The 19,622-nt window shown below is 72.6% G+C and carries 13 protein-coding genes; all 13 read right to left on the bottom strand.

Going from position 1 to position 19,622, the window contains the following annotated elements:
- Window positions 1-38: 38 nt before the first annotated feature.
- Complete coding sequence (locus DSM112329_RS09235) at window positions 39-1,553, bottom strand: hypothetical protein (RefSeq protein ID WP_354701526.1); 1,515 nt, start codon at window positions 1,551-1,553, stop codon at window positions 39-41.
- On the bottom strand, window positions 1,547-2,128 hold the full coding sequence (locus tag DSM112329_RS09230) for a hypothetical protein (RefSeq protein WP_354701525.1): 582 nt from the start codon (window positions 2,126-2,128) through the stop codon (window positions 1,547-1,549). Before DSM112329_RS09230 ends, DSM112329_RS09235 begins: the two co-directional genes overlap by 7 nt.
- Window positions 2,121-3,008 (bottom strand): MauE/DoxX family redox-associated membrane protein, encoded by an 888-nt coding sequence (locus DSM112329_RS09225; protein ID WP_354701524.1) that lies wholly within the window; start codon window positions 3,006-3,008, stop codon window positions 2,121-2,123. Before DSM112329_RS09225 ends, DSM112329_RS09230 begins: the two co-directional genes overlap by 8 nt.
- Before the next feature lie 323 nt (window positions 3,009-3,331).
- Window positions 3,332-3,793, bottom strand: a complete 462-nt coding sequence (locus DSM112329_RS09220; RefSeq protein WP_354701523.1) for a CYTH domain-containing protein — start codon at window positions 3,791-3,793, stop codon at window positions 3,332-3,334.
- A gap of 4 nt (window positions 3,794-3,797) precedes the next feature.
- Window positions 3,798-4,721: a CHAD domain-containing protein gene (locus DSM112329_RS09215; protein WP_354701522.1), complete on the bottom strand. Its 924-nt coding sequence runs from the start codon at window positions 4,719-4,721 to the stop codon at window positions 3,798-3,800.
- Between the two features lie 42 nt (window positions 4,722-4,763).
- Window positions 4,764-5,966: a glycosyltransferase family 4 protein gene (locus DSM112329_RS09210; RefSeq protein WP_354701521.1), complete on the bottom strand. Its 1,203-nt coding sequence runs from the start codon at window positions 5,964-5,966 to the stop codon at window positions 4,764-4,766.
- A gap of 656 nt (window positions 5,967-6,622) precedes the next feature.
- Window positions 6,623-8,665, bottom strand: a complete 2,043-nt coding sequence (locus DSM112329_RS09205) for a malto-oligosyltrehalose synthase (RefSeq protein ID WP_354701520.1) — start codon at window positions 8,663-8,665, stop codon at window positions 6,623-6,625.
- Window positions 8,662-10,794, bottom strand: coding sequence for a glycogen debranching protein GlgX (gene glgX / locus DSM112329_RS09200; RefSeq protein ID WP_354701519.1), 2,133 nt, complete (start codon window positions 10,792-10,794; stop codon window positions 8,662-8,664). The genes DSM112329_RS09205 and glgX overlap by 4 nt, the downstream gene beginning before the upstream one ends.
- On the bottom strand, window positions 10,791-12,521 hold the full coding sequence (treZ, locus tag DSM112329_RS09195; protein ID WP_354701518.1) for a malto-oligosyltrehalose trehalohydrolase: 1,731 nt from the start codon (window positions 12,519-12,521) through the stop codon (window positions 10,791-10,793). Before treZ ends, glgX begins: the two co-directional genes overlap by 4 nt.
- The gene (gene glgB / locus DSM112329_RS09190) at window positions 12,518-14,464 is read right to left on the bottom strand and encodes a 1,4-alpha-glucan branching protein GlgB (RefSeq protein WP_354701517.1); all 1,947 of its coding nucleotides are present in this window, start codon (window positions 14,462-14,464) and stop codon (window positions 12,518-12,520) included. The genes treZ and glgB overlap by 4 nt, the downstream gene beginning before the upstream one ends.
- Window positions 14,461-15,849, bottom strand: coding sequence for a phosphotransferase (locus DSM112329_RS09185; protein ID WP_354701516.1), 1,389 nt, complete (start codon window positions 15,847-15,849; stop codon window positions 14,461-14,463). The genes glgB and DSM112329_RS09185 overlap by 4 nt, the downstream gene beginning before the upstream one ends.
- Complete coding sequence (gene treS, locus DSM112329_RS09180; RefSeq protein WP_354701515.1) at window positions 15,846-17,648, bottom strand: maltose alpha-D-glucosyltransferase; 1,803 nt, start codon at window positions 17,646-17,648, stop codon at window positions 15,846-15,848. Before treS ends, DSM112329_RS09185 begins: the two co-directional genes overlap by 4 nt.
- Window positions 17,645-19,606 carry an alpha-1,4-glucan--maltose-1-phosphate maltosyltransferase gene (locus tag DSM112329_RS09175; RefSeq protein ID WP_354701514.1) on the bottom strand — a complete coding sequence of 654 codons (1,962 nt, stop codon included), beginning with the start codon at window positions 19,604-19,606 and terminating at the stop codon, window positions 17,645-17,647. Before DSM112329_RS09175 ends, treS begins: the two co-directional genes overlap by 4 nt.
- Between the last annotated feature and the right edge of the window lie 16 nt (window positions 19,607-19,622).

Here is a 19,622-nt window from a genome sequence, read left to right as displayed (position 1 = left end):
CGCGTGCTGGGGGCCGGGCCGGGCGGGGCGGCCCCCGGTCAGCCGGTGAAGTGGACTTGCAGCAGCGCCGGCGCGCCCGTGCCCGTCGGGGGCAGTCGGGTCACGTAGGCGCGCGTGCCGCTCAGGGCCACGGTCGACAGGACCCCCGCCCGCCGGCTGGTCGGGCGGTGCGGGCACTTGCTGGCCGCGTTGTAGGCGTCGGGATAGCCGCGCTGGAAGCCGCTGTCCCGGCTGCCCACCGGGCGCAGCCGCAGGAGCGCGCGGTCCTGGGCGGCCGGCCGGGCGGTCGTCCCGAACCGCAGCTCCTGCCCGCAGCGGTTCGTGCTCACGTAGGCCAGCCGGCGACCGTGCACGGCGGCCTGGCTGATCTGCGTCCCGAGCCCCGCGCGGCGGACCGTCCGCGCCTGGCGGGTGAGCAGGTCCACCGCGACGATGCGGCTGCCGCGGCGGCCGGCGACCGCGAAGGCGACGGTCGTCCCCGCGACCGACGGGCGCCCGATCGCGTCCCGGCTGCGGAACAGGACGCTGGGCGCGGCGCCGCCGCTCAGGTCCTGCGCCCCGACGACCTGCCGCCCGTCCGCCTCGGTCCGCCGGTAGACGAGGCGGTCGGGTGTCAGGGCCAGCTCGCGGACGCCGGGGATGGCGAACGTCGCGGCCGGGGTGAGCGTCGCCCCGTCGGCGACCGTGACGGTGTCGCCGCTGCGCCAGGCGACGGTCCCGCCCTCGGCGACCGCCGGATCCGTCCCGGGCAGGGTCACCGGCGGTAGGCCGGCGCGCGCAAGCACGGCCCCGCCGGCCGGATCCTGGTAGGCGAGCAGGCCGGGCGCGACGCTCGGGTCGGCGGCCCCGGACCGGACGGAGGTGCGGGTCGCCGCCCCCGCGATCGCGACCGGCGCCACCACCAGCGCGCACAGCAGCAGCGCCGCGCCGTCGATGCGGCGCAGGCCGATCAGCGCCGGGCCGCGCTCCATGTCCTCGATGAACTGCTGCGTGGTCGGCGCGGTGAAGCGGCAGGCCAGGACGACGACCGGCAGCGCGCGGCCGAGGCCGAAGGTGGCGCCGAGGACGACGCCGAGCAGCGGGCTGCCCAGCAGCAGGGCGGCCGCCAGCAGCGCCCACATCGCGTAGGTGAAGAGGTACGTGGTGAAGCCGAGCCCGAGCAGCCCGCCGTAGAACGCCGCGGTGACGGGCAGGGGCAGCTGCCACCGGACCGCCTCAGGGACCTGCCGGCGGATCTGCGGCACGATCGGCAGGAAGCGCAGGTCGCCGATGCCGGCGCCGAGCGCGATGGCGGCAGCCAGCAGCGCTGCCCACGTGACGTCCCCCAGGCCGGCCGCCCCGCCCACCGCGGCCGCCGCGCCGAACGTCAGCGCGCCGCCGGCGACCGCCGCGACGGTGAAGGCGAGCACGGCGGCGACGGTCCGGCCCCGCCGGGACTCACGGCCCAGGCTGGTGCCGAGGGTGTCGACGCTGGACAGGCCGCACGGCGACCAGGTCCCGGTCAGGCCCGCGAGCGCCGCGGTGAGGACCAGGCAGACGCCGCTGATCAGCACGGCACGTTCGTGTCGCGGTACTGCACGCAGAAGACCTTGCGGCCCTTGTAGCAGTAGCCCCCGAGCCCGGCGTCGCCGTTGATGCGCTTCGGGTGCGGCGAGCAGCAGTCGACGAGCTTGCGGACCTGTCCGCCGCAGCAGCGGTACCAGGCGCCGTCGTTGTAGGTCCTGATGCCGTAACGCTGCGCCACCGCCGCGCAGACCTGCGTCCGCGGCGCAGGGGCCAGCGGCTCGCCGTCGGCATCGCGCAGCAGGCGGCCCGCTGGGGTCAGCGGCCGGCCCTTGGTGTCGACCGGCCGGCCGAGGTCGTCCACCCGGTGGCCGTCCTTCGCCCGCAGCGGCATCCCCTGCCGGTCGATCCGCGGCAGGCCGGTCGGGTGCGGGCAGTTGCCGGTGGTGTAGGTGTGGCCGCAGAAGTTCGTATAGGTGGCGGCCGCGTCCGCGGTGACCACGCCCACGGCTGCCTGCGCGCCGGCGGCGCTCATCAGCACACCGCTCACCCGGGCCAGGAACCCGCGCCGCGATGTGTCCTCAGCGAGACGCTCCAGGCCGCTGCTGCGCTTCGGGTCACGCATCGACGAGCACCTCGCTGCGGCGGCGGGCGCCGCTCGCGACCAGGCCCTCGAGCTGCGGCAGCCCGTTGAACGTGCCCTTGGCGACGACGGTGCCGTCGGCCTCCAGCACGACGGCGTACGGACTTCCCGGGACGGCGAACGCGAGCCACTGCGGCTGGTGCTCCTCCTCGTCGAAGGTGGCCACCTGCAGCCACGGGTCCTGCGCGAGGTAGGCGACGGCGGGGCCGAGGCCCTGGCACATCGCACAGCCGGCAGAGACGAAGACGGCGACGGCCAGCCCGGCGTGGCCGTCCTGCACCCAATCGGTGACGTCGTGGCGGGAGCCGACCGGCGGGCCCTCGTGCTCGAGCTCGAGCGCGACGCCGGTGGAGCCGACCGCGATCCGCAGCGCGCCGACCTCGCGGGCGAGGGCGAGCAGTGCGATTGCCAGCGCGGCGACCAGCAGCACCAGGATCGCGATCACGATCCACTGGACGACGTCGGCGTCGGGGCGGCCGCCCGGGACGAGCGCCGCCGTCGCCAGGAGCGCGGCCAGCGCGCCGTTGCGCGCGACGGCGAGCCAGGAGATCGTCGACCGGGCACCGAAGCAGCCGCAGGCCTGGCCCGCGGCGCCCCGGCGGATCGCCCGAGCGAGCACGACCCCGAAGACGGCGAGCACTGCGGCGGGGAGCAGCAGCGTGGGCCGCGGGCCGGCGACGACCACCGCCACCAGGACGGCCTCCACCGCGATCGACAGCGTCCACGCCGCGCTGCGGGCGCGAGCCGTGCGCAGGCCGAGATTGGCCAGCGCCGCCCGGCTGGCCGCGGGCGCACGCAGCTTGCCCGCGATCGCCCACGCGAGCATGCCACCGACCAGGACCCGCACGATCACCAGCGCCATGGCGCCGGACTCTAATGAAGCGCGGCGGGCGGTCCGCCGCCTCGCGCCTCAGCCGCAGCGGACGTTCCTGCGCGACCGCCGGAGTTCAGCCGGCGGCGCTAGCCGCGTCGCTTGCGCTGCTCGGGACGGCGCTGGATCTCCGTCCGGCGGTCCGACCCGGTTTCACGCTCCTCACCGTCGCGGTCCCGGCCTGGTCGCAGGGGCGACCGGGGCGGATGACGGTCAGGATCGAACCGGGGACGCAGCGGGGTCACCTTCACGGGATACGTGGTCATACATTTTCGATGCCCGCGTCCTCGGTGATGAAACGTGCGGTCGTTCGCTCACGCGGGCCGCCCGTCGACGGCCAGCCGCTGGTTCGCGTACCGCTTGTCACCCGTGACCTCGCGGCCCAGCCACGCCGGTGGGTCGAACGCCGCGGAGGCAGCCTCGTCCGGGAACTCGACCTCGGCAGTGACCAGTCCCGCGAGCGCCCCGGAGTAGACGTCGACCTCGGCGACCAGCCCGTCGGCAAGGTCCACCCGGTGGCGGGTCTTCGTCACGCGGCGGTCCTCGGTGAGCGCCCACAGGGCGTCGAAGCGGCCGGCGTCGAGCTCCAGCTCGACCTCGGTCCGCGTCAGGCCGTGCCCGCCCTTGATCGTCAGGACGTGGCTGTCGCCGTCGGCCCGCACGCGTGCCTCGGCCTGCTCGTCGACCGCGACGTAGCCCTGGCGCAGGTCGCGCCCGGCGGCCTGAGCGATCGCCTCCGGCACCCCGTCGGCGACGAACTTGCGCTCGATCTCCATGCGCTCAGACTTCCACCAACGCATCCTGCTGCGCGGTGTCCCACACGCGGACGTACTCGCGCATCCGGCGCCGGAACGCCTTCGGCCGCTCGGCGTAGAGGCGGCGCCCCAGCAGGAGTGCGTCGTGGAGCAGCTCCTCGCGGCGGTCGTCGATCAGGTCCAGCACGGCGTCCGTGTCGATCGGCGCCTCGACGCTGCCCGACGTGATCGCGGCGCGCAGGACGGCGAGGTCGTGGTCGTCCCCGAGGTATTCGGAGAGGAGGTGCAGCTCATCGGCCTCGGCGCTCAGCAGCGGCTCCCAGGCGCCGCTGATCAGGCGCTCCTGGTACCAGCGGTCCTTCGCGCGCTTGCGCCAGTCGTGGCGTGCCTCGACCGTCGGGGCGGCGGCGACGGCGGCCAGCTCCGCATGGCCGCGGGCGTAGCTCAGGGTCAGGCTGTCGAGCACGGTGCTCCACGTCATGCCGCTCAGGTCGAGGGCCCCGACGCGTGCCGCGGCCGCGTCCAGCCGCTCGATGGCGACGGGCAGCGCGTCGCCGGCGCCGGCAGCCGCGGTCGCCGCGTCGCCTCCCCCATCCGCTGCCACCGCTGCCTGAAGCGCGTCGAACGCCGCCGCCGGCAGCTGCCCGACCCCCGACTCGCGCAGGTCCGCGATCACGTCCAGCATGACGTCGGCGTCGCGGGCGCCGGACAGCGTCCCGCCGGCCTCGCGCAGGGACGCGTTCGCCTTGCGGTAGCGCTTCTCGCCGATCGCGGGCCGCGCCAGCCGCACGAGCGCGCGTGTCTTCTTCACCGACTTGCGCGCGGAGTGGATCGCTTCAGCGCGCGCGACGCCGTCGTCGTTCTCGAGGACCGCGACGAGCCCGTCCCGCGCCCCCTGCAGCTGCGAGTCGGCGCAGCGCCGTAGCCCGTCGCCCGGGCTCTTGCTCATCAGCAGCTTGTAGGCCATCCCCGGGGTATGCCCCGGGAGCCGTCAGCGCACCCGCGCGACCTGACCGGTCAGCAGGCCGTCGTAGATCGCCCGCGTCCGCGCAGCGACGTCCGCCCAGTCGAATCCGAGAACGTGCTCACGGGCCTGGACGACGAGGCGATCGCGCAGCGGCTCGTCGGTCAGCAGCCGCTCCATCATCACGCCGAGGTGCTCGGCGTCGCCGCCGTTGAAGCGCAGGCCGACACGCTCGCCGGGCGGGACGACCTCACGCAGTCCGCCGGTGTCGGCGACGATGCACGGGCAGTCCGACGCCATCGCCTCGAGCGCCACCAGCCCGAACGGCTCGTACAGCGACGGCACCACGGTCAGGTCGGCGATCCGGTAGAGCGAGTGCAGCGTGTCGTCGCCGATCCAGCCGAGGAACGTGCCGTGCTCGTCGAGGCCCAGGCGGGTCGCCTGAGCGCGGAGCTCGGAGTCCGCGGTCCCCGAGCCCGCCACGAGGAAGCGCACGTTGCCGACCTTCGCGATGACGTCCGGCAGGGCGTCGAGGGCGACCTGGAAGCCCTTCTCGTAGACCAGGCGGCCGACGAGCAGGATCAGGCGCTCGTGCGGGGCGGCGAAGCGCGCGCGGTCGATCACCGGCTGGCCGGCGCGCGGCTGCAGGTCGCCGGGGTCGATGCCGTTGGGGATGACGGCGATCCGGGCCTCGTCGAGGTCGAAGATGTCGGCGACGTGGCCGCGCATGTAGTGCGAGCAGACGATGACCTGGTCGGCCACGTGGACCATCCAGCGCTCGGTGCGGTGGATGTCCGACTGCGGCGCGACGTGCACCCAGCCCTGGTGCCGGCCGTACTCGGTCGCGTGGACGGTCGTGACGAGCGGAGCGCCGACCGCGTCCGCCAGCCGCTTGGACGCCACCGCCACGAGCCAGTCGTGGCTGTGGACCACGTCGAAGTCGAGCTCCTCGGCGAGCGCGCGGCCGGCGACCAGGAGGTCGTCGTTCAGCTGCCGGACCCAGGCGACGAACTCGTTCAGCCCCTGCGGGTACCCGGGTTCCGGGACGCGGTGCACGGTGACGCCGTGACGCTCCTCGCGCACCTGGCTGCGCTGGTCCCCGCGGGTGAGGACGTGGACCTCCACGCCGTCGCGGACGAGCTGCTCGGAGAGCTTGCGGGCGTGCCGCGCGAGGCCGCCTTCGACGATCGGCGGGTACTCCCAGGTGACGAGCAGGACGCGGGATGCCACGCGCTGCATCCTATTGCCCTACCCGAACGCCCACGTTCACGCCCGCACGGGGCCAGCGCGTTCCGGGAGCGGGTCGCCGGTTCGCGCGGGCAGGGCCGTCGTGGTCGGCGCGCTGATGCCGAGGGCCTGGTGGTCGGGGGTCGGCGGCGCTGACGCCGAGGGCCTCGTGGTCGGGAGTCTGTGGCGCTGACGCCGAGGGCCTGGTGGTCGGGAGTCTGTGGCGCTGACGCCGAGGGCCCGGTGGTCGGGGCTCGGTGGCGCTGACGCCGAGGGCCTGGTGGTCGGGAGTCTGTGGCGCTGACGCCGAGGGCCGCCCCGGAGGTGGCGGCTCTGGGAACTGCGGGCTGGAGACGGCGGTGGGCGCTGAGAGGCCGCGAGGTCTCGCGTGCGGGGCGGGAGGTGGGCGGCTGGCGGGGGTGAGCGAGTGGTGGATCGCAGGGTTCGGGGCCTGGTGGACCGCCATTCACCCAATGAGGCCCGCGCCGACGACCGCCAGATCGGCCGATCGCGCGGTCCGCGGCGGATTCGGCGGGTCAGGCCCGCCAGACCCTCCGCCCGGTGCGCGCAGGGTCGCTCGATGTGCCACCACGTACCGCCCGCGCACGTGGTGGCACATCGAGGCCCGCCCGCTCGCCGTCGCTGTGACCCGGACGGGGTCAGGGCAGGCGGCGCAGGAGGGCGCGGCCGTCCGGGCCGATCACCGAGGCGAGCGACGCCCGGTCCGGGAGGTCGTGCTCCGCGCCCGAGAGGACGTCCACCCAGCGGCCCGCGGCGGCGGGGGGCAGCGCCCAGCCCTCGGCGCCCGTGACCGGGTCGCGCAGCGCCACGGCGACCAGGACGTCGTCGCCGCGCAGGAACGCGCAGACGCCCTCGCCCGCCGGGATCGGCGTGTAGGAGCCCGCGAACGACGACGGCAGCTCGGCACGCAGCGTCAGCGTCCGCCACACCAGGTGCAGCTTGGCCAGCTCTCGCGACGGTGCGTCCCCGCCGCGCAGCGCGGCCAGTGACGACGCCCGGGACGCCCAGTCCACCGGCCGCCGGTTGTCCGGGTCGACCAGCGCCAGGAACCCGGTCTCGTCGCCCTGGTACACGTCGGGGACGCCGGGACAGGTGAGCTTCAACAGGGTCTGCCCGAGCGCCGCGCGGGCGCCGACGTCCGCCACGCGCATCGCCCAGCCGTCGAAGCCGTAGCGGAACGGGCCGTGCTCCAGGAGGGCCGCGGCGAAGTCGAGGACCGCGCGCTCATGCGCGAGGTCGGGCGACACCCAGTTCGTCCCCTGCTTGGCCTCCCGCAGCGCCTTGATCAGGTACGGCTCCAGGCGGTCCATCTCGATCGGCCAGGCGCCGATCAGCGTCTGGTAGATCAGCAGCTCCTCGGCGGCTGTCGGGACGTCGCCCGCGCGGAGCTCGACGTTGTCCGCCCGCCACCGCCGCACCGCGCCGGCCCACTCCTCGCCCAGCCCGGCCAGCGCACCGAGCCGCGCGCGCACGTCACCCGACCGCTTCGTGTCGTGCGTGGACGTCGTCAGCAGCGTCAGCGGGAACCGCTCCGCGCGCTCGGCGTTCCCCGCGTGGAACTCGGCCACGGGGAGCGAGAAGCGCCCCGGGTCCCCGCCGACCTCGTTCAGCGCCATCAGCCGCAGGTACCGGTAGAACGCGGTGTCCTCGACGCCCTTCGCCATCACCGGCGACGAGGTCTGCTGGAAGCGGACGACCCACTCACCGGGGACGTCGTCGGCCTCGAGCAGCACCGCACGGCGAACCGCCTCCGGCAGTCCGGCGACGGCCTCGCGGTCCTCGGGCGACACGACACCCGCGGACGGCTCGACGTAGGTCCGGTACACGTGCAGCCGGCTGAGCGCATCGACGGCGCCCGGGACGTCCGCCACGCGCTGCAGCCGCTCGACCTCGCGCGTGAACGTCGTCGTCGCCTGCTCGGCCTTGGCCTCGTCGGCCCAGTCCGCGAACGGACGCGCGTCGCCCGACAGCTCCGTCCACAGCTCGGTCAGCGGCGCCTCGCCGGCGGGGTCGACGAACAGGGCCTGCACGTCGACGCAGAACTCGTAGCCGGTCGTGCCCGCCGTCGGCCAGCCCGGCCGCAGCTTCTCGCCGTTCTCGAGGATCTTCTCGACCCAGACCGTGCCGACGCCCGCGGCCGCCAGGTCGCGCAGGTACCCGGCCGGGTCGCTCATGCCGTCGGGGTGGTCGACGCGGATGCCGTCGACGACCCCGTCGGACACGAGCTCGATGACCTTCGAGTGGGTCGCGGCGAAGACGTCGGGGTCCTCCTGCCGCACGCCGGCGAGCTCGTCGATGTCGAAGAACCGCCGGTGCGCGCCCGTCACCTCGTCGACGTCGAAGAACTGCGCGCGCAGCGCCGGGTCCGCCCAGTAGCGGTTGGCGTCGTCGGTCGCCATGTGGTTGGGGACGACGTCCAGCACCAGCCCCATGCCGCGCTCGTGCGCCGCCGCGGCCAGGGCGCGCAGCCCGTCCTCCCCACCCAGCGCGGACGACACCGCGGCGGGGTCGATCACGTCGTACCCGTGCGTCGATCCGGCCCGCGCCTCCCAGGCCGGCGACAGGTACAGGTGCGAGATCCCGAGGTCGTCGAGGTACGGCAGCAGCGCCTCGGCCCCGGCGAAGTCGAGGTCCGGCCCGAGCTGCAGCCGGTAGGTCGCGCGGACGTCGCGGCCGCTCACGGCGTCCGCCGCAGCAGCGTCACGGAGCGAGCGGTCACGAAGAGCTCGCTCCCGGCGGCGAAGGTCGCCGAGCCCGCCTCGGCCCACGGCGCGGCCGTCGCGAGCTCGAGCGACCACGCGGACCCGAAGCGGGCGGCGGGCAGCGTGAACTCGACATCGTGCTCGCTCGCGTTGATGCACAGCGCGAACGAGTCGCCCTCGATCGGCTGCCCGTAGCGGTCGAGCATGCCGGTGCTCGCGCCGTTCAGGAAGACGCCGAGCCAGCGCAGGTCCTCGTCCTGCCACTGCTTGCGCGTCATGCGGCGCCCGTCGAGCCGGAACCACCAGATGTCGGGCAGGACGGACTCGGCGTCGTCCCCCTCGAGGAAGTGCTCGCGGCGGAACACGGGCTCGGCCTTGCGCAGGGCGACGAGACGACGGGTGAACTCCTGCAGACCCTGGGCGTCATCGTCGAGGTCCCAGTCGACCCACGACACCTCGTTGTCCTGGCACCAGGCGTTGTTGTTGCCGCCCTGGGTGCGGGCCAGCTCGTCGCCGGCCAGCAGCATCGGGACGCCCTGGGACAGGAGGAGCGTGGTGAGGAAGTTGCGGCGCTGGCGCCAGCGCAGCTTGTTGACCTCGGCGTCGTCGGTCGGGCCCTCGACGCCGCAGTTCCACGAGCGGTTGTCGTCCGTCCCGTCCTGGTTGTCCTCGAGGTTCTCCGCGTTGTGCTTCTCGTTGAACGCGGTCAGGTCCGCGAGCGTGAAGCCGTCGTGCGCGGTGATGAAGTTGACCGACGCGAACGGCTGGCGGCCATCGTCCTCGTAGAGGTCGCTCGAGCCGGTGAAGCGCGACGCGAACTCGTGCAGCGGCGCCTCACCCCGCCAGAAGTCGCGCATGACGTCGCGGTAGGGCCCGTTCCACTCCGACCACAGCACCGGGAAGTTGCCCACCTGGTAGCCGCCGGGGCCGACGTCCCACGGCTCGGCGATCAGCTTCACCTGCGACAACACCGGATCCTGGTGGATCGTGTCGAAGAACGCGCTCAGGCGGTCCACGTCGTACAGGCCGCGCGCCAGCGCGGACGCGAGGTCGAAGCGGAAGCCGTCCACGTGGCACTCGATGACGAAGTACCGCAGCGAGTCCATGATCAGGCGCAGCACCTCGGGCTCCACGGCGTTGAGCGTGTTGCCCGTCCCCGTGTAGTCCATGTAGTGGCGCTTGTCGTCCGGGACGAGGCGGTAGTAGGTCGCGTTGTCGACGCCGCGGAAGGAGAGCATCGGGCCGAGGTGGTTGCCCTCGGACGTGTGGTTGTAGACGACGTCGAGGATCACCTCGATGCCGGCGCGGTGCAGCGCCTTCACCATCCCCTTGAACTCGCGCACCTGCTCCCCGCTGCCGCCGCCGGCCGCGTACCCTGCGTGCGGCGCGAGGTAGCCGATCGACGCGTAGCCCCAGTAGTTCGACAGGCCGCGCTCGTGCAGGAACGACTCGTCGACGATGTGGTGGACGGGCAGCAACTCCACCGCGGTGACGCCGAGCTCCGACAGGTACTCGATGGCCTGGTCGCTGGCCAGGCCGGCGTACGTCCCGCGCAGCTCCTCCGGCAGCGACTCGAGCTGCTTGGTGAAGCCGCGCACGTGCGTCTCGTAGATGACCGTCTCGGTCCACGGGCGCTCCAGGCGCCGGTCGCCCTCCCAGTCGAACGCGGGGTCGACGACGACGCACTTCGGCATCGCCGCAGCGTCGTCCTCGTCGTCCCGCTCGAGGTCCGCGTCCGGGCTGCCCTCGGGGTCGGGGACGTAGGGCAGGATGTTCGCCGCGCCGAAGTCGACGTTGCCCTCGATCGCCTTCGCGTACGGGTCGATCAGCAGCTTGCACGGGTTGAAGCGATGCCCGTTGGCCGGGTCGTAGGGGCCGTGCACGCGGTAGCCGTAGCGCTGCCCGGGGCCGACGCCGGGGACCGCGCAGTGCCACGTGTGCGCTGTGACCTGGGTGACCTCGATCTGCTCCTCGGCGCCATCGGCGTCGAACAGGCAGAGCACGACGCGCTCGGCGTTCTCGGAGAAGAGCGAGAAGTTCGTGCAGTCGCCCTGGTAGACCGGGCCGAGCGGGAACGGCCGGCCGGGCCAGACCTCGCGGCCACTCACTTGAGCACCACGCCGGAGCGCGCCTTCAGACGGAGCGACCCGTCCGCAGCGGTGGTCGGCGTGGCGGTGCTGAGGGCGATGGTCGATCCTTGGACGGGAATGGTCTGTGCCTTGGTGGAGAAGTTCATGACGAGCTCGTAGGGGCCGCGCCGGACGCGCAGCCAGCGCGCATCCTCGTCGATGCCGGTGACGTCCGCGGACCCGGGGGCAGCGTCGTTGATCCGGCGCCGCAGCTGCAGCAGGTCGGCGTAGAGCGCGGCCAGCTTGCGGTCCTGCCGGCGGGTGAGCTTCGACGCGTGGAACGTCGCGGGGTCCATCGGGTCGGGGATCTCCTCGCCGGAGAACTCGGCGAACGCGGCGAACTCGCGGCGCCGCCCGTCCCGCGTCGCCTTCGCGATGCGCTTGTCGATGTGGTCGACGAAGAACTGGAACGGCGCCGGCTCGCCGTATTCCTCGCCCATGAACAGCATCGGGGTGTAGGGCGAGAGCAGCGTGCAGAACGCCGCGAGCGGGCGTAGCTCCTTCGGCAGGCGGTCACCCAGGGCGCGGTTGCCGACCTGGTCGTGGTTCTGGTCGAAGACGACGAACGCCTCCGGTGGGAGGTCGGGGGCGGGGGCTCCGAAGCGCCGCCCCCGGAACGAGGACCAGCCGCCGTCGTGCACGTGCGGCACCCGCCAGGCCTTCGCGAGATCGGCCATCGTCCCGAACTCCGCGTAGTAGCCCTCCTGGTCGCCGGTGAGCAGCGTCCGGACGGCGTGGTGGAAGTCGTCCGCCCAGGCCGCGTCGTGTCCGAGGCCGCCGACCGCGACGGGCCGCATCACCTGCGGGTCGTTGCGCCCGGACTCGGCGATGATCAGCGCCCGCGGGTCGACCGCCCGCGCCCGCTCCCCCAGCTCGGCGAGGATCGGCCTGGCGGAGCCGTCGAAGATCGAGTGGATCGCGTCGAGCCGCAGGCCGTCGACGTGCAGGTCGCGCAGCCACATCTCCATGCTCTGCAGCACCCACTCGCGGACGCCGCCGCTGTCCTCACCGTCGTAGTTCAGCGCCTCGCCCCAGAAGGTCGAGTAGCGGTCGGTGAAGTACGGCCCGAACGCGCGCAGGGCACGCTCGCCGGACGCGCCGACGTGGTTGTAGACGACGTCGAGGATGACCGCGATGCCGTGCGCGTGCGCAGCGTCCACGAACCGCGCGAGCCCGTCCGGCCCGCCGTAGGAGCTCTGCGCGCACCACTGGTAGACGCCGTCGTAACCCCAGTTGTGGTGGCCCGGGAACTCGGCGATCGGCAGCAGCTCGATCGCGTTCACGCCGAGGTCGGCCAGCCGGGGAAGGTCGCTGACGGCCGCGTCGAACGTCCCCTCGTCGGTGAACGTCCCGACGTGCAGCTCGTAGAGGACCGCGTCGCGCAGCGCGACGCCGCCCCATTTCTCGTCGGTCCAGGTGAACGCCGCGGGGTCGACGATCCGCGACGGCCCGCGCAGGCCCTTCGGCTGGTGGCGGGTGTACGGGTCGGGGTACCTGCGGCCGTCCGCGACGAGCCAGTAGTCCTCCCCGGCGCTCGCCGCGACCTCGCCCTCCCAGACCCCGTGGCCGACGTCGGCCAGCGCGTGGTCGCCGGACTTCAGGCGGACGGCGACGGCGTCCGGCTTCGGCGCCCAGACGCGGAAGCGGACCGTGCCACCATCGATGATCGTCGTCCCCAGGGGACGCTCGAACGGCAGGCTGGTCAAGAGCCCTCGCCGGCGGGCGCAGGTGTCAGCCAGATCACGCCGAGCGGCGGGAGCGCCAGCGCGGCGGACGTCGGCTGGTCGTGCCAGGGCTGTCCGTCGGCGGCGATCGTGCCGGCGTTCCCCACGCCCGAGCCGCCGAAACGCGGCTCGTCGCTGTTCAGGACCTCACGCCAGTCCCCGCCTGCCGGCAGGCCCACGCGGTAGTCGGTGCGCGGGACGGGCGACAGGTTGCAGACGCAGACCAGGGGCGGCGTGCCGTCGTCCCCCAGCCGCAGGAACGCGACGACGTTGTGATCCGCGTCGTTGGCCTCCAGCCAGCGGAACGCGGATGCGTCCTCGTCGCGCTGCCACAGCGCGGGCGCGTCCCGGTAGACGTGGTTCAGCTCGCGGACCAGCGCCTGGACGCCCGCGTGCCCGTGGTCCTGCAGCAGATGCCAGTCGAGCGACTGCTTGTGCGACCACTCGATCTCCTGCGCGAACTCGTTGCCCATGAAGAGCAGCTTCTTGCCGGGGTGGGCCCACATGTAGGCGTAGAGCGCGCGGACGTTCGCGAGCTGCTGCCAGCGGTCGCCGGGCATCTTCGTGAGGATCGAGCCCTTGCCGTGGACGACCTCGTCGTGGGACAGCGGCAGGATGAAGTTCTCGCTGAACGCGTACATCAGGCTGAACGTGAGCTGGTGGTGGTGGTAGCGGCGGTTGATCGGGTCCTCCTGGAAGTACCCGAGCGTGTCGTGCATCCAGCCCATGTTCCACTTGAAGCCGAAGCCCAGGCCGCCGACGTGCGTGGGGCGCGAGACCCCCGGCCAGGCGGTCGACTCCTCGGCGGCGGAGATCGTCCCCGGCTCGCGGGCGTAGACCGTCTCGTTGAGCTGCCGCAGGAACGCGACGCTGTCGAGGTCCTCCCGGCCGCCGTGCTCGTTGGGGACCCACTCCCCGGGCTCGCGGGAGTAGTCGAGGTAGAGCATCGACGCGACCGCGTCCACGCGCAGGCCGTCGCAGTGCATCTCGCGCAGCCAGTACAGGGCGCTGGCCAGCAGGAAGTTCTTCACCTCGTTGCGGCCGGTGTTGAAGATCAGCGTGCCCCAGTCCTTGTGCTCGCCGCGGCGCGGGTCCTCGTGCTCGTAGAGCGCGGTGCCGTCGAAGCGCGCGAGCGCCCAGTCGTCCTTCGGGAAGTGGGCCGGGACCCAGTCGACGATCACGCCGATGCCCGCCTCGTGGAGCGTGTCCACGAACGCGCGGAAGTCGTCCGGGTCGCCGTGCCGGGCGTCGGGCGCGAAGTAGCCGGACACCTGGTAGCCCCAAGACCCGCTGAACGGGTGGGCCATCACGGGCAGCAGCTCGACGTGCGTGAAGCCCATGTCGACGGCGTAGGCCGCCAGCTCGGGGGCGAGTTGTGCGAACGGCAGCGGCGTCTCCGGGTCGTCTGGGTCGCGGCGCCAGGAGCCGAGGTGGACCTCGTAGACGGAGATCGGCTCGCGGTGCTGCTCCTGCGCCTCGCGGCGGGTCATCCACTTCGCGTCGCGCCACTCGTGCGCGGGGGCGTGGACGATCGAGTCGGTGCCGGGCGGGGCCTGGCACTGCGTGGCGTACGGGTCGGCCTTCAGCTTGACGCTCCCGTCCGCGGAGCGGATCGCGAACTTGTACGCGCTGCCGACCGGGACGCCGGGCACGAACAGCTCCCAGATCCCGGAGGCAGCGACGGGCCGCAGCTCGTCGGCGTCCTGCTCCCAGTCGTTGAAGTCGCCCACCACGCCGACGGCCGCCGCGTTCGGCGCCCAGACGGCGAAGGTCACGCCCTCCACCCCCGCGAGCGACTGCGGGTGCGCGCCGAGGCGCTGGTAGATGTCCTCGTGGCGGCCCTCGCCGGCGAGGTGCAGGTCGAGCTCGCCGAAGGTCGAGGGCACGGCCTCGACGTCCGGGGTGGTCGCGCGCTTGGGACTCATGACGGGTCGTCCCCCTCGAGCATCCGGAGGATCCCGGCGACCGGGATCGACACCCAGTCCGGTCGGTGGTCGAGCTCGTAGCGCAGCTCGTACACGGCCTTCTCGAGCTCGAACACGTTCAGCAGCCGCTCGACGGCCTGGCGCCCGGGCGGCAGCAGGGTCTGGTCCGCCGCGTCCAGGTAGCCGTCGAGGAACTCGGTGCGGACCTGGGCCTCCCAGCCTTCGGGCGCGGGCTTGGCGTTGAGGATCCGCGACGCCGTCGCCGCGTAGGCGAAGGAGCGCAGCATCCCGGCGACGTCCCGCAGCGGCGACCGCTTGGCGCGGCGCTCGGCCAGCGAGCGCGCGGGCTCGCCCTCGAAGTCGAGGATCACCCACTCGCCGGCCGCGTCCAGCAGCACCTGGCCCAGGTGGTAGTCGCCGTGGTGGCGGATCGTGCGACCGGCGGAGCCGACGGTCAGCGCGCCCAGCCGCTCGCGCACCTCCTGCCCGCGGCCGGCGAGCGGCTCGAGCTCGGGCAGGTCGGGCAGGTCGCGGAAGATCCGCTCGATCTCCTCGTCGACCGTCGCGGTCAGCAGGCCGAGCGCCTCCGTCGACGTCTCCTCGGGGGCGAACGCCTCGGCCGCGTTGTCCGATGCGAGGACCGTGTGCAGCTGCCCGGTCACCGTGCCGAGCCGCGCCGCGTGCGCGACGAACGCGTCCGGCTCGCCGGATCCGAGCAGGTCCAGCGCGAGGTCCCAGCCGTCGGTCGACCCGGCGACGTAGTCCTGCGCGACGCCGAGCGTCGCGTCGATCAGCTTGCCGGTGTGCCCGTACCAGCCCCGCAGCGGGGCGATGTTCGCGAACCCGTGCTCGCTGAGGAAGTGCAGCATCTCGAGCTCGGGGTTCACCCCCGCACCGAGGCGCCGGAACGCCTTCAGGACGTGGGCGTCGTCGAGGATCACGGACGAGTTGGACTGCTCGGCACCGAGCGCCCGGACGGCGGTCGGCACCGCGATGGGGTCACCGTCGGGACAGCGGAACTCGGCCGTCCCCGCCTCGGTCTCCAGGTCGGCGCGCTGAGACATCAGGCGCAGCAGCTCGCGGACGAACTCCGGGTCGGTCATCGCGTCGTAGACGACGTGCTCACCGTCGTCGCAGATCACGCCGTCCGCCCAGCCCGAGCCGGTCGCGCGGCGGCCGATCGGCAGCTGGTACAGCTCATGCGTCCCTGGGTGGAAGCGCACCTCGATGATCGCGAGGGCGAGGGCCGGGTCCGCGTCGCGCAGCGGGATCGACTCGATGACCCCGATCCCGGCGACCTCCTCCGGCCGCGACCCGAACCAGCGCTGGGCCATCACGTACTCGGCCAGCGTGTCCTCGCTGATGACGTCGGCGATGGCGATCATGAACCGAACCCTCCCGTCTTCGGCACCGTTCCGCCAGCGGGCAGCTCCCCGTGGCCGTTGCCGTCGGTCGGCACGTGGCCGTCGTCCTCCGGGGGCGGCGTGAGCTGGAACCAGAAGAACCCGCGCGGGGCGAGCGTCAGCAGGTAGGGCAGCTCGCCGATCCGCGGGAACTGCGTGCGTCCGAACATCTCGACCGGGTGGTAGCCCTCGTAGGCGGACAGGTCGAGCTCGACGGCCTGCGCCGAGCGGGCGACGTTGTGCACGCAGAGGATCACGTCGTCGGCGTGCCGCCGGATGTGGGCGAAGATCTTGTCGTTCGACACCTGCTGCGCCTCGTACGTCCCGAGGCCGAAGACGGGGTGCTCCTTGCGCAGCGAGATGAACCGCCGCAGCCACCGCAGCAGCGAGGTCGGCGTGCGCAGCTGGGCCTCGACGTTGACGGCCTGGAATCCGTAGACGGGATCCATCAGCGGCGGTGCATACAGCTGGGCGAAGTCCGCGCGGCTGAAGCCGCCGTTGCGGTCGCCGGTCCACTGCATCGGCGTCCGGACGCCGTCGCGGTCGCCGAGGTAGAAGTTGTCCCCCATGGCGATCTCGTCGCCGTAGTAGAGGACGGGCGACCCCGGCAGGCTGAACATGATCGCCGTGAGCAGCTCGATCTCGTCGCGGCCGTTGTCCAGCAGCGGCGCCAGGCGGCGGCGGATGCCGAGGTTCAGCTTCATGCGCGGGTCCTTCGCGTACTCCGCGTACATGTAGTCGCGCTCCTCGTCGGTGACCATCTCGAGGGTCAGCTCGTCGTGGTTGCGCAGGAAGAGGCCCCACTGGCAGTTGTCCGGGATCGCCGGCGTGCGCTCGAGGATCTCGATGATCGGCGTGGCGACCTCACGCCGCAGCGCCATGAACATCCGCGGCATGACCGGGAAGTGAAAGGCCATCTGGCACTCGTCGCCGTCGCCGAAGTACTCGACGACGTCCTCGGGCCACTGGTTCGCCTCAGCGAGCAGCACCTTGTCCGAGTACTCGTTGTCGACGGTCGCACGGAGCTTCTTCAGGTACTCGTGCGTCTCGGGAAGGTTCTCGCAGTTGGTTCCCTCCCGGGCGTACAGGTACGGGACGGCGTCCAGGCGGAAGCCGTCCAGCCCGAGGTCGAGCCAGAAGCGCAGCGCGTCGAGCATCGCCTCCTGGACCTCGTCGTTGTCGTAGTTGAGGTCCGGCTGGTGCGCGAAGAACCGGTGCCAGTAGTACTGGCCGGCCACGGGGTCCCAGGTCCAGTTCGACGGCTCCGTGTCCGTGAAGATGATCCGCGCGTCCTGGTAGCGCTGGTCGGTGTCGGACCACATGTACCAGTCGCGCTTCGGGTTGTCCGGCGAGGAGCGCGACTCCTGGAACCACGGATGGTCGGACGAGGTGTGGTTGACGACGAGGTCGGCGATGACCCGCATCCCGCGCTGGTGCGCCGCCTCGACGAACTTGCGGAAGTCCTCGACCGTCCCGTAGTCGGGATGGATCTGGTTGTAGTCGGCGATGTCGTAGCCGCCGTCCCGCAGCGGGGAGGCGTACATCGGCAGCAGCCAGATGCAGTCGACGCCGAGCCACGCCAGGTAGTCGAGCTTCTGCGTCAGCCCGATGAAGTCGCCGGAGCCGTCGTCGTTGCCGTCGAAGAATCCGCGCAGGTGGATCTCGTAGAAGACCGCGCGCTTGTACCAGAGCGGGTCGGACTCGAACCAGCGCTGCGGGTCGGCCTGGGTGTCGGCGGCCTCGTGGCCGCGGACCTCGGTGCTCTCGACGGGCGGGTTCATGATCCGGCCTCCACGGCGAAGACGTGGGCCTGTCGCTCACCGGGGACGAGCCGGACGTAGTTGCCCCCCAAGCGCCACTGGTAGGTGGCCCCGTCCAGCAGGTCGCGGACGGTGTAGACGGGCGGGACGCCGAGGCTCGCGGGAACGGTGATCAGGCCTTCCTGTGCGTGGTGGGGGTTGAGGTTGACCGTCGTGATGACGGTGTCGGTGCCGACGCGGCGGGCGTAGGCGATGAGGTCGTGGTTCGCGGTGTCCAGGAACGTCAGGCCGCGGAGCTGCTGCAGCGCGGGGTGTGCGCGCCGGGCGTGGTTGAGCGCCTTGACCATCGGCAGCAGCGGCCCGTCGAGGGACCGGTTGTGGGCCTCGTACTTCTCGGAGTCCAGGTACTCCTCCGAGCCCTCGCGGACGGCGGTCCCCTCGAAGTTCTCGAACCCCGAGTAGATGCCGTAGGTCGGGGACAGCGTCGCAGCGAGGACGAGCCGCGCCTCGAACGCCGGCGGGCCGCCGTGCTGCAGGTAGGCGTGGAGGATGTCCGGGGTGTTCGCGAAGAAGTTCGGCCGGTAGTAGTCGGCCATCTCGGTCGTGAGCTCCGTGACGTACTCCTCGAGCTCCTGCTTCTCGTTCTTCCACGTGAAGTACGTGTAGGACTGGTTGAAGCCCGCCTTGCCCAGGGCGCGCATCATCGCCTGCCGCGTGAACGCCTCGGCCAGAAAGATCACGTCCGGGTGCTTGGTGCGCACCTCGCGGATCATCCACTCCCAGAACGCGAGCGGCTTGGTGTGCGGGTTGTCGACCCGGAACACCTTCACGCCACGGTCGACCCAGCCGAGCGTGACGTCGCGCAGCGCGGCCCACAGCTCGGTCCACGTGCTGCAGCCGAAGTCCAGGTTGTAGATGTCCTGGTAGCGCTTGGGCGGGTTCTCGGCGTACTTGAGCGTCCCGTCCGGGCGGTGGTGGAACCACTCGGGGTGCTCGGTCAGCCACGGGTGGTCGGCCGAGCACTGGAAGGCGAGGTCGAGGGCCAGGGCGATGTCGTGCTGCTCGCACGTCTGCACCAGCGCCGCGAAGTCGTCGAAGGTGCCGAGGTCCGGGTGCAGCGCCTCGTGGCCGCCCTCCGCCGCGCCGATCGCCCACGGGCTGCCGGGATCGGACGGACCGGCCGTCAGGCTGTTGTTCGGGCCCTTGCGGTTCTTGCGGCCGATCGGGTGGATCGGCGGGAGGTACAGGACGTCGAAGCCCAGGTCGGCGAGTTGCGGCACCACCTGCGCGGTGCCGGTCAGGCCGCCGAACGAGCGCGGGAAGAGCTCGTACCAGCTGCCGAAGAGCGCACGCTGCGGGTCGGCGTCGAGCTCGATCGGGGGGTCGAGGGTGGCGGCGGTGCTGCGGTCCGGGTGACGGGCCGAGGCGCTGACGACGGCGTCGGCGAGGGCGGCGCGGACGCGGTCGTCCTGGGCCGCGTCCTCGTCGCCGGTGGCCTCGGCGGCGCTCGCGAGGACACGGTGGTCGCTGCCCTTCCCGGCGCGCGCCGCAGCGGCGGCGAGCAGCAGCGCGCCCTCCGCGAGCTCGCTGCCGAGGTCGTCCTGCGCGGCTTCGAGCTTGCGGCTCAGCTCGTGCCGCCACGACGCGAGCTGGTCGACCCAGGCCTCGATCGTCCACTGCCAGCGGCCGAGCGCGTCGATCGGGACCTCGCCGGCCCAGTTGTCGCCGTCGATGTGCGCGTCGAGGTGACGCATGGGCGCCTCGGACCACTTCCGCTTCCCCGGCGGCAGCCAGCGGACAGCAGCGCGAACCACGTCGTGGCCGTCGGCGAAGACCTCGGCGGTGACCGTCAGCGTCTCGCCGACCGTGCGCTTGGCCGCATAGCGGCCGGCGTCGAGGACGGGCTCGGCGCCCCGGATCGTGATGCGCGACGGGGCCGGCGAGCCGCGGCGAGGTGTGGGCGAAGTGAGGCCGGGCATGTCTCCTGCTCTTTCC

Source organism: Paraconexibacter sp. AEG42_29 (assembly GCF_040581415.1).
In the GTDB taxonomy this organism is placed as follows: domain Bacteria; phylum Actinomycetota; class Thermoleophilia; order Solirubrobacterales; family Solirubrobacteraceae; genus Paraconexibacter.
The sequence above is the reverse complement of the archived record's forward strand: the minus strand, read 5'-3'. Positions and strand labels throughout refer to the sequence as shown.

Bases quoted from the DNA above. Each gene is read 5' to 3' on its own strand.
- DSM112329_RS09230 (WP_354701525.1), bottom strand. From the start codon at position 2,128: ATGCGTGACCCGAAGCGCAGCAGCGGCCTGGAGCGTCTCGCTGAGGAC.
- DSM112329_RS09225 (WP_354701524.1), bottom strand. From the start codon at position 3,008: ATGGCGCTGGTGATCGTGCGGGTCCTGGTCGGTGGCATGCTCGCGTGG.
- DSM112329_RS09220 (WP_354701523.1), bottom strand. From the start codon at position 3,793: ATGGAGATCGAGCGCAAGTTCGTCGCCGACGGGGTGCCGGAGGCGATC.
- DSM112329_RS09215 (WP_354701522.1), bottom strand. From the start codon at position 4,721: ATGAGCAAGAGCCCGGGCGACGGGCTACGGCGCTGCGCCGACTCGCAG.
- glgB (WP_354701517.1), bottom strand. From the start codon at position 14,464: ATGAGTCCCAAGCGCGCGACCACCCCGGACGTCGAGGCCGTGCCCTCG.
- DSM112329_RS09185 (WP_354701516.1), bottom strand. From the start codon at position 15,849: ATGATCGCCATCGCCGACGTCATCAGCGAGGACACGCTGGCCGAGTAC.
- treS (WP_354701515.1), bottom strand. From the start codon at position 17,648: ATGAACCCGCCCGTCGAGAGCACCGAGGTCCGCGGCCACGAGGCCGCC.
- DSM112329_RS09175 (WP_354701514.1), bottom strand. From the start codon at position 19,606: ATGCCCGGCCTCACTTCGCCCACACCTCGCCGCGGCTCGCCGGCCCCG.